This window comes from Pseudomonas fluorescens, from assembly GCF_040448305.1.
Classification (GTDB): Bacteria; Pseudomonadota; Gammaproteobacteria; order Pseudomonadales; family Pseudomonadaceae; genus Aquipseudomonas; species Aquipseudomonas fluorescens_BH.
Window position 1 is genome coordinate 2,398,246 of sequence record NZ_CP148752.1, and the last position, 13,204, is coordinate 2,411,449.

The following is a 13,204-nucleotide window of genomic DNA, read 5'->3' on the forward strand; positions in this document are numbered from 1 at the left end:
GCAGCAAATGATTGAGTATCCGAAGTTTCTGCCCCTGCCGCAGCGCGAAGGTTATGGCTTTCAATCCGTGAGCCCGATTGCTCGCTCTGATCTGCAGAGTGGGCGAGCCAGACAGCGGCGTCGATTCACATCAGTCCCCACCGTGGCGACAGTCACGTGGCTTCTGAATGACACAGAAGCGCAGCTGTTTGAGGGATGGTTCGAGCACATCCTGCTTTCGGGCAGTTTATGGTTCCAATGCCTACTTAAGACACCGCTAGGTTTAGATGATCACCGAGCCCGCTTCATTGATATTTACGACGGGCCGAATCTGGTGGGTGTGAGTCATTGGCGCTTTACCGCCAAAGTCGAATTGTTCAAGCGCCCCATTCTGGACGCGGGCTGGATTATCACTGTACCCGACTACGTTGCTATGGCGGACATCTTCGACCGCGCCATAAACCACGAGTGGCCAGCAGGGTAGGTCTGCATGGTGTTTGGCTGCGTCTGCGTCAGTCTGTTGCAACGATTCGTACATTCTTCATTCGGCCTACAACGCCTGCGCCGGTACACTGCCAACCGATTCTTTTTTGAGGTTGGTCGTAATGGTTAGTCGCCGGCAATTGATAAAAATCAGTGCACTCGGCACCGCTTCATTTGCGGCGCCGGCGGCTTACTGTGTGAGCGAGATGACCATGAGCTACAACACCCGTAACCCGATCGGCAGCACCGATCCGCGCGATTTGTCGGACAATGCGAAATGCTTCGATAGCTTCGCCAACGGTCCGGCGACCACCTACAAAGATCGGCTTGGGGTGAATCGCAAAAGCATCCCCGGCATGATTGCTGAGTTCGACTCAGATCAGTCGCAGCGAGATTCAAATTTTCAAAGTGCGCAAGATGAGCGAACTGATCAGTTCGACCGCTTCATGGAATCCAGTGCGTACGCACTGATTGGCGACTACGGTCCTGGCTTAGTGATTGAGCGCCACAGTCAGTACGTGATGAAGGATGGCCAGCCATACCGGCTATCTTCTTTTGTCGCTGCTCCATATACCACTACAGGGGATTGGGGGGCTGAAAGCGATGCGTTTGTGCTGCTCGGGGATGAAACGCTTCGTCAAGACCTGATCAACCCCTTTGATCCAAACAAAGGTGCTGGCGCGTTGGGCTTTCTTGGGGGAAGCGTGTATGCCGCGTTGATGGCGAAGCGCTGCATGCCAGTAGAAGTTCTAAGTACCAAGTACAATTTACCGATCAGTGATGTAGGCGCGATTATTAACGCTGCATGGGACGATGGTATTGGGGTCTACGTTTGGAAGCCATTTTATACAAGCGGTACGGATCTGCTTGTTCGTACCGACTGTGTGTTGGTTGGGCCGGGGTGTGGGCTGGTAACAATCAAGGCTGTTGATGGTTATGATGGGAACATGATCGACACGCTCAACTTCGATGGCTTGAAAGCAGCCCAGTCAGTTTCTGTAAATGACCCAATAAACCCAGTGCCTAAGCGTTTTATTCTGTCGGGGTTCGCATTAGACGGTAATGCAGATAAATTTGGTGGAGTTGTTTCTGATTCAAACGGGTTCGGCATTCGCCTTTATGGCGGCGGTTACTCTGTCATTGATTTGAAACTCAGCAGGATCGCTGGTGTTGGGTTTTATTCTGCGCTTGCCCCGAGTGGAACCTATTACAATTCAGATGCTGATGAACCAAAGCCTTTTGATCCCCATGATGAATATGGTGGGGTCGGCATCCGTGGTTTGTATATTCATGATACAGGGGAGGAAGGCTTTGTATTTGTTGGTCCCGCTGACATACAAGTGAGAGATGTCTATGTGGGTTGGCCTGCTGGCTCTCGTCGAAATGAGTATGTACCCGGCAAGCGCTCCAAATTGTACCCAGCTCGTACTGTGGATGGAGCTGTTGTTCTTAGATCCTGTGAGGTTGGATACATTCACTCGTTCGATAACAGGTTCGGATATGCAATTTATGTCGACCGCGAGGGTGAAGGTAGGCCCTCAGTGCGCTTCAATGCTGAGTACATCATGGGAGAAAATAGCTTTGGTAACATTTACATAGGCTCAAGTGTCCGCTATCAAATTGGCATGATGGATTCGCATAACAATACCGGTGGGGACGGTACTCGTCCTCACGTTACCATTGCTGCTGCTTTTGGTGGAGTGTGCGAAAACGTCAAGATCAAGCGAGAGGCGGGGTATTTATCCGAGCATGCATCGGATGCTGCCGTAGTGACCGGGGTTAAGCAGAAACTCAAATTTCATATCGAAACTACTGCAGGTCAAACGGCAGGGCGTGGAGTGGTATGTGCGGCACCTCTGAGCGATATTGAGGTCGTTGGTACGGCCATGCAGGGTACAACGATACTCGGCTCTGCAAGTTGTGTTGCTGAAGTAACCAGCGCTTTTACCGCGTCTACGCTGAAGGTTCATGCCCAGTTGTGCGATGTTGGGATTAATTTCGTATCACTGCCAAGCAGTGGCGACTATAGCAGTACTTTTGATCTAGTCAGTGATCGCTGTACAACGCCAGTCATTGGGCTTTCATCAATGTCGCGACGACAGGCAAGGATGTTTAATATTACTCATGTCCCTGTCGGCGGTGGAACCACACAGAGAAGCGAGTCGGTATCCATAAACAATATCAACTTGACGTCTACGTTAGTGCAGACGCTTGTTGTTGCGCATGGCCTTGTGGGCACACCACCGGCCATCAACTGCACGGTCAATCTTGTGCCAAATGCTGGCAGCACGATGGGCGATATTGCGCAGCGTTATGTCGAGTCGACTGACGCAAATAACATCACGGTTAAGATTCGGTTCTCAACTGCCGGAACCGGTACGGCAACGCTTGCTGTCGATGCGAGAATTTAAGGGGGACTTATGATTCAGATGTATCAGGGGGTTAGTACCCCGGGTGGCCGAGAAATATACATAGCGGTTAATAGGTCGTTCGGCCTGATGTACGATGAATATGTAACTCAAAAAACTGATGCGTGGGCACGGCCGGATTTTAGTCTCTCTTATGTTGATGAGTGCGCATTTGACGAATCTCGATTGGTTGGGATGAGCCTTATCTGGGAACGTGACTTATAACGAGCAAGCCAATGATTTCTTGTCAGTGGAAAACCTCTTAAGTTTTCTGAACAGCTCGTTCCGGCGGGCTGTGTGAAAACTCTTTCGAGCAATCGCAGCGTTCAAAGATAGAGCAAGTACCTCGCTTCTACGCAAATTCCAAGCCTGGCTGACTAACCGAACGTTGTCAGATTTTACGTAGGAGCATGGAGTTAAAAACGCTGCCTGCGTTTTCACACAGCCTGTCCGGCGGGCTTTTTTACGTCTGGAGAAAACATGCCGATCACCGAGCAGCAGTTACTGCAGATCCTCCCGAACGCCCGCCCAGTCGCGGGCGTTTTTGTTCCTGCGCTCAACCGAGCGATGGCGCGGTTCAAGATCGATAGCCGCGTACGCCAGGCGGCGTTCATCGCCCAGGTAGGTCATGAGTCGGGCCATCTACGCCGACTGGTGGAAAACCTGAACTACGACGCAAAGGGCTTGGCCGTAACTTGGCCGAGCCGGTACCGCGCTGCAGACGGCAACCCGAACACCAAGGCTGTCATCCTGTCCAGACGGCCCGAGGCAATCGCCAACGATGCCTATGCCGGCCGCAACGGGAACAGCCACGTGGGGGACGGCTGGCGGTACCGGGGCCGTGGTCTGATCCAGTTGACCGGGCGCAACAACTACCGTAACGCCGGTACCGGCTTGGGTCTCCCGCTGGAGTCCGAGCCAGAATTGCTCGAGCAGCCGGAGCAGGCGGCGTTATCCGCAGCTTGGCACTGGTCAACCAACAGGCTGAACGACTTGGCCGACGCCGGTCGCTTTCAGGACATCAGTAGCCTGATCAACACCGGCAAACTGGGCCGTGTCCCGCACGGTGCGGCCGAGCGTAAGGCACTGTATGAACTCTGCCTGAAGGTTCTGGCGTGACCGCGGGGCGGATGGTGGGTATCGCCACCGCCCTGGCGCTGGCATTCGCCGCTCTATACAGCAGCTACCGCCATGGCTGGAGCGTGGCTGATTCCAGCTGGCGGGCGCGCAGGGCAGAGCAGGGTGAGCCCCAGGCCAAGACCGGCCAGCGGGTCGAGTCCTTGGTCCGGGCTGAAGAGCTACGCCGTCAGTCGGCAGTGGATGAGATAAGGACAGATGCCAAAGCACAGAGCCAGGCGGTGGACACTGTTGCTGCTGACACCGATGTTACTGGTGAGCGCGTGCACGACGCCGCCGACAGGCTGGCAGCCACTGCCGGTGGCTGCGTCAGCGATCCCGGCGTTGTCCGATTGAGGCGAAGCAGCCACCCGCGCCGCAATGGTGCTCTCCGACCTAGCAGGCTGATGCTCGAGCGGGAAAGCTGGCTAAAGCTTACGACAGAGCTAGAGTAACCGGCAGGCGTGTGAGTCGGCTTACGGGGTGTTGATTATAAAATAGGCTATAGGATATCGCATAGAAATCACCCCCGTGTGGCCGGGGGTGATTGATAAAATAATGTAAAATTTATTCTCGATGGCAAATTGCGAGAACTAATATTTTAAGATGCCGGTTGTTGTCCGGTCGGAGGGAAAAATTTCTTCTCTACCGAATTCAAATAGTTCTTGTAGAAAGACAGCCCAAGCTCTGCAAGGGTTACAGGATTATGGCTTGGTACTGTAATACCTAAGTGCGTGGTGGGAGGGTTGTACCATTCGCCATTATTCTTTACCGGGACTGCAATTGGGGTGGCCGGCGTGTGAGAAACTACCATAGGAGTACCGTCATAATTGATCGTCCCGTCGTCATTTGTACTCATGTGCCTAATATGTACACTTTGCCCTACGCTGTGCATCTGAGTTCGCCCCGGCTTGACTTGGGTGATCTCTTGAATAGAATGAGTATCCGCGTCTCTTGCTTGTTTAAGGTATCGCAGTAGCATATCTTTTTTTCTTAATCTCTGATAACTACCTTGCCATGGTTGAAAAATATTGGCTTGAGGTTGGCAGGTTCTTTCGATTTTTTTAAATGTTTTTTCCAAGCATGAAAGAAAGTGTTTCCAGTGGATCTCAAATTCGCCCATGCTTGTGGATGCTTTCATTTGCACGATAGCTTTTTCTGCTGCGTCGAGTTCCGCTTTTGGCAGCTTCAATGGATCGCTCATTTTAATTCCTTTTATGATGTAGACCTATCATTTCATCAGAGGTTTATTCGCGCAGCCCCGATGCCGGCACATTGATGCGCTTGCCCATGCTAGCGAAATAACAGCCTTTGGTCTTCACCTTATGCCGCACTTGGGTACCGTTGTCGTTGGGCGTCCAAGCATTACGTCGAAGACGCTCATGGAAGCCGTTCAGCCAGAACGGATGACTCACTGAGCGGATTATCAGGCGGCATGAGTCCAGCCGAGCGCAGCTGGTTGCTCATGCTCGAGTTCTCGACCCTCAGATCAGTCTTCTCTTTTTCCTGGGTCTGCTGTATCGCCACCAGCTTGGCGATGTTTTGCTTGGCCTGGGCCAGGTCTTGCTGCAGCTGCTCGATCTCACTTTCGAGCAGCACCACGTGTTGTTTGTACATTTGGAGGGGCGTCGGCATGCCGAGCGCGCCGAAGACATCTTCGTCGAGGTCACTGACTTCTTTTGCGCTCTATACTGGCTGTGCATACAGTTGTCGAGTCGTAAACCTTTGGCGAGGCCAGGCGACGAGCGTATTGGATTTTGGAAGGGTTTTGGTCGGCAGAACGCCTGGAAAGGATGGCACTACTGTAGGAATATACAACGCTAAGTTATTGATTCTTATAGGGGGATGTAGTGGTTTTGAGAGTATTGAAAAAAGACAATTTTCTCTTATAAATTAGTAACTTATGGTGGTTTCCGGTCACCTTGACATGGTGGGGGTCAAGGTGACTGGCACGCGCTGGTTTTCAGCGGATTTATACTGTCGACATTTGGCGAATGATTTTCTCAAACGCGTCCTGCGCTTCGTAGAACAAATCCCGCGCAGACAGCCAGGCATCTAAATCCTCTGCGGTGGGCGCCGGTTTGGCTTGAAGCAGATCCCATTGTGCGCAGTGGTGATCAAAGGCCAGGTTTGCTTTCTCTCTGGCGTGATCAAGGTGTTCGGAGTTTGTTGGCATCAGTGCATTCCTTACCGGTTCAAACTGGTTGTGAGACTTCCGGCTCTTCGCCGAAAGTGACTGCATCTTGTACCAATTTTTGTACCACTGACCGTGTAAAGCAGGTTAAACCGGGTATTCCAAAGTAAGGAAGTGCCCGGTTTCATTGGCCCTGCGTACTTTGCCTTACCCCTTTAGAATCGCGGTGTAATTCTGCACGGAATTAGGCCAGCGCTGCCTATCGTGTAGGGCTTCAATCAATCCATAGCTGCCGCCTAACGCCCATGTTCAGTTGCGTTTGAAGCCATGCGAGACCTTGCACTGCGGCCAAAGCGTCACCTGCAATGTGTTCTTATGTGCCGACTTGCTACGGGACATCGAACAATATTTGCCAATCTTCATCTGGATCAAAGGAGCCTGGCTGCTCGTCGTCAGAGCACCACGAACCAAAAAAGTCTTCGACGTGTCCTTCAGACATGATGTGGAGAATGTTTGTTGGTGCCGGATGCTTTTGCGACAAATACCCGAGCCGATACTTATCCTCGTTATCGTGGAAGTTGATACCCTCAATCTCGACATCGGTAACGTGGGAGATTACTTCGTTCTGCAACTCGAAGGATTCGGTTACGTTCTTCTCAATCGATGCTTCAAGCAACTCAGACTGCAACTGCGCGATTTCGAGAAATAAGCGAGAGTATTCGTAAATATCGAAGTCTGGTTTTGGAAATCGATCACCGCTGGACGGCGCTCTGTACGAGATCAACTCTCTGAAGGCCTTGAGATGAAGAACCGCCTTCTTTACACGTCCCGAAAGCTCCCGATCGAAATTTGCGATTTCGTCGCACGCGATATTGATTGTCTTTGAGTGCGTCATCAGCAATATCTCACCGTTATTCCAAGCCGCGTTGGGGCTGGTGAATGCGATTGCACGAAGAGAATGCATGACGGTGTAGTAGCTAAGGTAAGACGTTACTGCACGAAGATTTTTTTCTTCAGCATACCTCAGACTTTGAGCCATCACGGAAGCAGCCAGCACCATCTTGGCCGAAAAGTAAATTCGCACCGTCCATTCAGAGTTTAGGTCCGCGCTCCAGTTCTTGGTCAGCAGAGAAAATTGTTTCATTAAATTTTGTGCGCGCCGAGAAACAAAATTTTCATTGCAAAGCATTGGAAGCTGCTGAAACTCGTACCACCAATCTCGGCCTGCGTATTGCGTGCGACCGCTCAGTAATTTTCTAACCTGGATGTGAGTCATCTACAGCACCTCAAAGACATATAGAAATTGACCTAACGAAGTGAGCAACAGTTGAGCGCAACTCTAGACGACGAATCAGCTGCTTGTGGCGGCCGTCATCCAGCGGTTTTGGCGTAGTCAGCTCTGGCTGGCTACTAGCCAAGGCGAGCATTGAGTGGGGAACTGAGGTCTCTGCTTCATCTGCAACATTCCTCCTGACTACACAGAATCTAGTGTATTGCATCAACCGGTTGAATCCACAGCTGATAGCCGTCACTCCGGCGCCATCATCACTGCGAGTGTCATCTTGATGAACTCTTCGTTCTTATCGATGGCTTCCAGCGCACAACGCACGTTGTCGGCGACATCGGCCGATCCGCGCTGCTCCACCCAATTCGATAGCTCCAGGATGGCAGCTTCGAGAGCTATTTGGTTTTCGTTGAGTTTGAACAGCAGGGAAGGGAGTAGATCTGAGCTTGGCATCGCGAATCCTCCGTGGAGATTTCAGCGTAGCAGTCGGCGATAATCGGGGTGTCAGAGGGAGAGTGGTGCTCGGCAGAACGCCGGGATGGGTGTGCGCAAAACCTCCGCTGAAAGCCGCGGATTATCATTTGCGAAATCACAAAAAAGAGGATTTTTTGTCACTCTGAATTGTGGTTTTATTCCTTATAAAACAATAGGTTAGGTAGGTATAGTCCCCAGCATGGGGTGCTAGGGGTCGAGTGTTCGAATCACTCCGTCCCGACCATATAAATCAAAGGGTTGCGAGATTTTTACTCGCGACCCTTTTTTATTTTTGATCGTTTTTACCCCTACAAAACGGCTGGCTTTCGGTGGAATCCTCACCTCTTGGGAAGGAGATGGACGCAAGATTTCGGTGTGCCAATGCCCCCCCCGGTGTTCGTGCCGACGCCGATTTGATCCAGTTGCCGAAATGCCACTGATCCAGTCTGACCCCTCTCGAACCTTCGCCTACGCTGGATTCGTACCAATTGGAGGTGGGGCAGTCTTGCGCCGGCACATGGGTCAATTCGGTGTCGGCGTGAACACACAGTGGCGGCATGCTGAAATACCGCAAGACCACCATTCACCAAGCTTGTGAGCTAGCCCACTCTCCAGCGGTGGGCGGCCTGCAGGCGAAAATGCAAGCGTAGCGTCTGCCCGAAGCGTGCTACTGATTTATGTTGGGTCCTTGCGTAGTGGCGCCTCAACCGCCGGTTCACCACGGTGTGATCTTCCCGAGGGTGAGATGCTCGCTGAGGCTCTGCTTCGCCATGTCGGCTCCTGGGCACCGTCGCTGATGGTGCCCAGGTTCTTGGCTTACTCTGCCTGAAAGTTCCGGCGGGTACGGCTATCAGAAAAGGCTGATGTTATAGCTGAGGATCAGTCGGTTCTCGTTAATATCGCTACGGTAGTTGGAGCGCGCAGTAGCATTGCGGATGCGCACGCCCACTCCACGCAGCACTCCACTCTGGACTGCGTAGCCAATATCCAGATCGCGCTCCCAGTCCTGACCTTCAAACCCCCGCCCAGTGGTGACGTTGTCTCCAGTCACGTAGCGCAGAGTGGTGGTCAGGCCGGGAATTCCGAGGGCGACGAAGTCGTAGTCGTGCCGGACTTGCCAGGAGCGTTCATCCGGTGCGGCGAACTCGTAGGTGGGCAGGGTATTGCCAAGCGGGTTGGTGTTGGCGCCAACCTGGATGAAACCATCGTCACCGCCGATCTGCTGGTAGCCCAGGTAGAAGGTATGGCCGCCGCGCTTCGCTGACAACAGGTTGAACAGTGCATGGTTATCGAGCTTGCCGGCGATGCTCCGGCCGTCGTCGCGGGCATCGAAGTAGCCGACACTTATGCCTAGCGTCCAGTCACCTACTGGCTCGGCGTGCTTGAAGCTGTAGTAACGCTGCTGGTAGATGTCTTCCAGTTGCGCCTGCCAGAGACCGACGCTGGTGCGATTGGAGTTGAAACTGTAGTCGGCACCCAGATAGTTGAAACGGTCGCTGGTGAAATTGGCGATACGCGCCGGGTTGATCGGGTCATTGATCAGTGCATACATCTCCTGGGTGTTACTCGAGTCGCGCAGGCTAGTGGAGTGCAGCTGGCCAGCGTTTACGGTTAGTCCGGACAATTCGTTGGAAACCAGCGAAGCGCCCTGGTAGGTCGGCGGCAGCAGGCGCAGATCGCTGTAGACCAGTACTGGCAGGTTGGGCCGCAGCTCACCAACCTTCAGCTCGGTGCTGGAGACCTTGAGTTTCATCGCCGCACCCAGGCGGCCGTACTCATCGGCGGATATGCCGTCGTCGTGTGTCGGCAGCAGTCCGGTCCTGGCCCGGCTCGGGCTGCTGTCGAGCTTGACACCGTAGAGGCCGAGCACGTCCACGCCGACACCGATACTGCCCGGTGTGTAGCCTGAGCGGGCATCAAGGATAAAGCCCTGGGCCCACTCCTCGGCCCTGGATTGCTTGTTGGGGCCGACGATGTCGGAGAAGTCGCGGCTAAAGTAGTAGTTGCGCAGTTGCAGATTGGCCGTCGCGCCTTCGATGAAGCCGGCTTCTTCGGCCAGCAGTGGCGGGGCCAGGCCCAGCGTCAGGCAGCCGCCGAGGGTGCCGCTGATTGCATGGGCTTTGCGCAGTGCAGGAGTGTGCATGCTGTTGATCTCTGGAATGAGGACAAAGCGCCTCCCGTCAGACGAGGTCGAGGCCTGTCCGCAGGAGGGGTTTGAACATGAGGTGGCTGATGGCTCGCGGGCCTGGCTTGAGCTGCTCCGCGTCGGTGGGATCAGCCGCAAGGGGGGCTGCATGAGATCCCCTTGCGACTCACACCAGGACACGCAGTCGCCTGGCTGACGTGTCTCAACGATTGACCAGCTTGGCCGGCAGGGCGATCACCAGGAAGCTGCTGAGAATCAGGCAGCCGGCGAAGAACCACAGTGCGCCGGCGCTGCTGCCGGTGACGTCGATGGCCACGCCCATCAGCGAGTTGCTGACTAGCCCGGCGATGTTCGCCACCGAGCAGGCGAGGGCGAAGCCGGTGGCCGCCGCGGTGCCTTTTAGAAAGGTTGCCGGCAGGCTGAAGAACACCGGCACCGCGCCGATGATCGCCGCCGACGCAATAGCGAACAGCGCCACGGTCGCCACCACGTTATCGACAAAGAAGGGCGCACTGGCCATGGCTGCCGCGCCCACCAGAAAGGGCACGATGATGTGCCAGCGGCGTTCGCGGTGTTTGTCGGAGCTGGCGCCGATCAACAGCATGCCCAGCAACGCGGCGATGCTCGGCAGCGCGGTGAGCACGCCGATGTGAAAGGTATCGACGACGCCTGCGTTGCGGATGAAGGTCGGCATCCAGAACCCCATGGCATAGGCGCTGAGCAGGATCGAGAAGTCGATGCCGCCGAGCATCCACACCTTCAGGTTGAAGAAACCGTCGCGAAAGCTGTGCTTGCTGCCGGTGGAGTCGGCGTCGTCGGCGCGCAGTTCCTGTTCCAGCAGGTTTCTCTCGTCATCATTGAGCCATTTGGCCTGGCGGTAGTTGTTCGGCAAGGCCCAGAAGGTCAGCACACCAAGCAACACGCTGGGTATCGCTTCGAGGAGGAACAACCACTGCCAGCCGCGCAGGCCGCCAGCGTTATCGAAATGCCCCATGATCCAGCCGGACAGCGGGCCGCCGAGCACGCTGGACAACGGCAGGCCGATCATGAACAAGGCGATGATGCGGCCGCGGCGATAGGTCGGGAACCAGGTGGTCAGGTAATACAGCACCCCCGGCAGAAAGCCCGCTTCGGCGGCGCCGAGCAGGAAGCGCAGAATGTAGAACTGTGTGGTGGAAGTGACGAGCATGGTGCAGGCCGAGAGCAGCCCCCAGGTGATCATGATGCGGGCGATCCAGATCTTCGCCCCGACTTTTTCCAGGACCAGATTGCTCGGAACCTCGAAAATGATATAGCCGACAAAAAACAGACCGGCGCCCAGGCCGAAAGCCGTTTCGCTGAACTGCAGATGCTCGAGCATTTGCAGTTTGGCGAAGCCGACGTTGATCCGGTCCAGATATGAGGCCAGATAGCAGAAGCAGAGGAAGGGAATAAGCTTCCAGGTGATCTTGCGGTAAAGCGCCTGGACTGGGTCTGCGACGGTGGTCGCAGTGGGTGTACCTACATTTGCAGAGGGCATGGGTGTCTCCTGGCGGTGACTTTGTGATTGTTGTTTAGCCGCGGATCAATGCTTTGGTAGCACCGGTTGGCGGCTTCCAAAGGCAGTGTCAGAAGACTGGGCAGGGTTTGATGTCGACCCTTGCTCAGTATTTGGCGACCAGTGCTCTACGGCCTGGTTCGACGGCAGATATCCATTTCTGCCGGTTATTCGGTAAAGCCATGAATCTGTGGAGGTTGCAGGCTTGCCCGGGAGGGCGCTGTATTAGCCCGGGAAAACCAATGGCCCTCTCATTTTCTGAACTGCGTCATGGCCTCCTGTTTACTCACCACATCGCCATACTTGCTATCAATGTCGAACAGGTTGGCTTCGTGTGGTGCGGGGTGTCGATCGCCGACGCATTCGCGAACAACGATGGTCCGGAATCCGTGCTGCACGGCATCCACCGCTGTCGCACGAATACAGCCACTGGTCGAGCAGCCGGCCAGTACCACTGTGTCGATGCCTTGGGCGCGCAACATCGATGCCAGGCTGGTACCGAAAAACGAGCTGGCGTACTGCTTGCTGAGTACCACTTCATCGGGGTTGGGCAGCACTGGCTCGCAGAAAGCAGCCAGTGGGTTGCCCTCGACCATGTCTTTCATGACGGGTGCTTTTTTGACCCACATGCCGCCGTCGGCAAAATGCCCTGGGTGGTAGCGAATGTTTGTATGCACTACCAGGATTTCATGCTGGCGGGCGCAGGCCAATAGTTCGACGCTCTCGGCTACAGCGCTGACCACGCCTGGCGCGTACAGCGGTGCGCCTTCTTGGGTATAGCCCTGCATGAAATCGATCATCAACAGCGCAGGCTTATTGCCAAAGCCGATGCGCTGGCCCCACACGCCCTGATAGTTGGCGTCGGCACTTTGTTCTTGGCTCATGACACGCTCCTATTTATAAGCGCCAGACAGCAGCGCGCCCGCACCCGGAACGATGGGCTCCAGGTCCAGTGCCTTGAGCATGGCGTAGGTGGTGGCGATGGCTGCGGTGAGTACCGGTTTGCCGGTTTCGGCCTCGACTTGTGAGACCACTCCCAGCGATTGCATCTGCACGCAGGCCGACAGGACGATCACATCCACGCCTTCAAGGTTCATGTCGCGCACAATGGCGGGCAGGTTGGCCGGGTCGTGGCGGGCGACGGCCAGGTTGTCGGGAATTTCCAGGGCGCGCCAGTCCACCACCTCGAAACCTTCTTCGCGAATGTAATCCACTACCAGCTCGGTCAGCGGCTTCATGTACGGCGCGACAATGGCAATGCGTTTGGCGCCCATTACTTTCAAGCCTTCGATCAAGGCGCCGGCGCTGGTGACGACCGGCGCATTGGCGTCGTTGTCGGCGGTGGCCTTGCGCAGCCGCTGCTCGGACTGGCGATGATAACCCAGGCCCATGGCCATGATCGCCACCAGGCAGGCATAACCCAGCACGTCGACCTTGGCGTCAGACAGCTCGACCGCGCAGCGATCGGATTCGCCATCCATTGCCGCCAGCTCTTCCTTGCGCACCTGCTTCATGCGCATGCGGCTGGAATGAAAGGTGAAACGTTCGGGGCGGATCAATTGGCGTGCTGCCAGCATCGCCGGGATCTCGGTTTCCATGGTGGTGTTGGAACTTGGCACAATCTGGCCGATTCGATAAGGCT

13 protein-coding genes are annotated in these 13,204 nt (G+C 55.0%); 4 read left to right on the top strand and 9 right to left on the bottom strand.

What is annotated here, in order from left to right; all coding sequences use genetic code 11:
• Window positions 1-7: 7 nt before the first annotated feature.
• The 4 genes from WHX55_RS10975 to WHX55_RS10990 all read left to right on the top strand — a co-directional run bounded on the left by WHX55_RS10975 (window position 8) and on the right by WHX55_RS10990 (window position 4,441).
• Complete coding sequence (locus tag WHX55_RS10975; protein ID WP_353742569.1) at window positions 8-463, top strand: hypothetical protein; 456 nt, start codon at window positions 8-10, stop codon at window positions 461-463.
• Between the two features lie 211 nt (window positions 464-674).
• Window positions 675-2,873 carry a hypothetical protein gene (locus WHX55_RS10980; protein ID WP_353742570.1) on the top strand — a complete coding sequence of 733 codons (2,199 nt, stop codon included), beginning with the start codon at window positions 675-677 and terminating at the stop codon, window positions 2,871-2,873.
• 477 nt (window positions 2,874-3,350) lie between these two features.
• Window positions 3,351-3,989 carry a glycoside hydrolase family 19 protein gene (locus tag WHX55_RS10985; RefSeq protein WP_353742571.1) on the top strand — a complete coding sequence of 213 codons (639 nt, stop codon included), beginning with the start codon at window positions 3,351-3,353 and terminating at the stop codon, window positions 3,987-3,989.
• 11 nt (window positions 3,990-4,000) lie between these two features.
• The gene (locus WHX55_RS10990; RefSeq protein WP_353742572.1) at window positions 4,001-4,441 is read left to right on the top strand and encodes a DUF2514 family protein; all 441 of its coding nucleotides are present in this window, start codon (window positions 4,001-4,003) and stop codon (window positions 4,439-4,441) included.
• A 146-nt stretch (window positions 4,442-4,587) separates the two neighbouring features.
• Here the strand turns inward: WHX55_RS10990 and WHX55_RS10995 are convergent, their stop codons facing one another.
• From WHX55_RS10995 to WHX55_RS11035, 9 genes are all read right to left on the bottom strand, one after another.
• Window positions 4,588-5,190 (bottom strand): hypothetical protein, encoded by a 603-nt coding sequence (locus WHX55_RS10995; RefSeq protein ID WP_353742573.1) that lies wholly within the window; start codon window positions 5,188-5,190, stop codon window positions 4,588-4,590.
• 176 nt (window positions 5,191-5,366) lie between these two features.
• Window positions 5,367-5,621: a hypothetical protein gene (locus WHX55_RS11000; protein ID WP_353742574.1), complete on the bottom strand. Its 255-nt coding sequence runs from the start codon at window positions 5,619-5,621 to the stop codon at window positions 5,367-5,369.
• Between the two features lie 337 nt (window positions 5,622-5,958).
• Window positions 5,959-6,162: a hypothetical protein gene (locus WHX55_RS11005; RefSeq protein WP_353742575.1), complete on the bottom strand. Its 204-nt coding sequence runs from the start codon at window positions 6,160-6,162 to the stop codon at window positions 5,959-5,961.
• Window positions 6,163-6,508: 346 nt separating this feature from the next.
• Entirely contained in the window at window positions 6,509-7,396 is an 888-nt protein-coding gene (locus WHX55_RS11010; protein ID WP_353742576.1) for a hypothetical protein, read from the bottom strand.
• Window positions 7,397-7,648: 252 nt separating this feature from the next.
• Window positions 7,649-7,858 carry a hypothetical protein gene (locus tag WHX55_RS11015; RefSeq protein ID WP_353742577.1) on the bottom strand — a complete coding sequence of 70 codons (210 nt, stop codon included), beginning with the start codon at window positions 7,856-7,858 and terminating at the stop codon, window positions 7,649-7,651.
• An 871-nt stretch (window positions 7,859-8,729) separates the two neighbouring features.
• Window positions 8,730-10,022, bottom strand: coding sequence for an OprD family porin (locus tag WHX55_RS11020; protein WP_224789715.1), 1,293 nt, complete (start codon window positions 10,020-10,022; stop codon window positions 8,730-8,732).
• 205 nt (window positions 10,023-10,227) lie between these two features.
• Window positions 10,228-11,544, bottom strand: a complete 1,317-nt coding sequence (locus WHX55_RS11025; protein ID WP_353742578.1) for an MFS transporter — start codon at window positions 11,542-11,544, stop codon at window positions 10,228-10,230.
• Window positions 11,545-11,813: 269 nt separating this feature from the next.
• Window positions 11,814-12,446 (bottom strand): N-carbamoylsarcosine amidohydrolase, encoded by a 633-nt coding sequence (locus WHX55_RS11030; RefSeq protein WP_150727180.1) that lies wholly within the window; start codon window positions 12,444-12,446, stop codon window positions 11,814-11,816.
• A 9-nt stretch (window positions 12,447-12,455) separates the two neighbouring features.
• Window positions 12,456-13,160 carry an Asp/Glu racemase gene (locus tag WHX55_RS11035; RefSeq protein WP_353743040.1) on the bottom strand — a complete coding sequence of 235 codons (705 nt, stop codon included), beginning with the start codon at window positions 13,158-13,160 and terminating at the stop codon, window positions 12,456-12,458.
• Between the last annotated feature and the right edge of the window lie 44 nt (window positions 13,161-13,204).

Bases quoted from the DNA above. Each gene is read 5' to 3' on its own strand.
- WHX55_RS10990 (WP_353742572.1), top strand. From the start codon at position 4,001: ATGGTGGGTATCGCCACCGCCCTGGCGCTGGCATTCGCCGCTCTATAC.
- WHX55_RS11010 (WP_353742576.1), bottom strand. From the start codon at position 7,396: ATGACTCACATCCAGGTTAGAAAATTACTGAGCGGTCGCACGCAATAC.
- WHX55_RS11025 (WP_353742578.1), bottom strand. From the start codon at position 11,544: ATGCCCTCTGCAAATGTAGGTACACCCACTGCGACCACCGTCGCAGAC.
- WHX55_RS11020 (WP_224789715.1), bottom strand. From the start codon at position 10,022: ATGCACACTCCTGCACTGCGCAAAGCCCATGCAATCAGCGGCACCCTC.
- WHX55_RS11000 (WP_353742574.1), bottom strand. From the start codon at position 5,621: ATGCCGACGCCCCTCCAAATGTACAAACAACACGTGGTGCTGCTCGAA.
- WHX55_RS10985 (WP_353742571.1), top strand. From the start codon at position 3,351: ATGCCGATCACCGAGCAGCAGTTACTGCAGATCCTCCCGAACGCCCGC.
- WHX55_RS11035 (WP_353743040.1), bottom strand. From the start codon at position 13,160: ATGGAAACCGAGATCCCGGCGATGCTGGCAGCACGCCAATTGATCCGC.
- WHX55_RS10995 (WP_353742573.1), bottom strand. From the start codon at position 5,190: ATGAGCGATCCATTGAAGCTGCCAAAAGCGGAACTCGACGCAGCAGAA.
- WHX55_RS10980 (WP_353742570.1), top strand. From the start codon at position 675: ATGAGCTACAACACCCGTAACCCGATCGGCAGCACCGATCCGCGCGAT.
- WHX55_RS11005 (WP_353742575.1), bottom strand. From the start codon at position 6,162: ATGCCAACAAACTCCGAACACCTTGATCACGCCAGAGAGAAAGCAAAC.
- WHX55_RS11015 (WP_353742577.1), bottom strand. From the start codon at position 7,858: ATGCCAAGCTCAGATCTACTCCCTTCCCTGCTGTTCAAACTCAACGAA.
- WHX55_RS11030 (WP_150727180.1), bottom strand. From the start codon at position 12,446: ATGAGCCAAGAACAAAGTGCCGACGCCAACTATCAGGGCGTGTGGGGC.
- WHX55_RS10975 (WP_353742569.1), top strand. From the start codon at position 8: ATGATTGAGTATCCGAAGTTTCTGCCCCTGCCGCAGCGCGAAGGTTAT.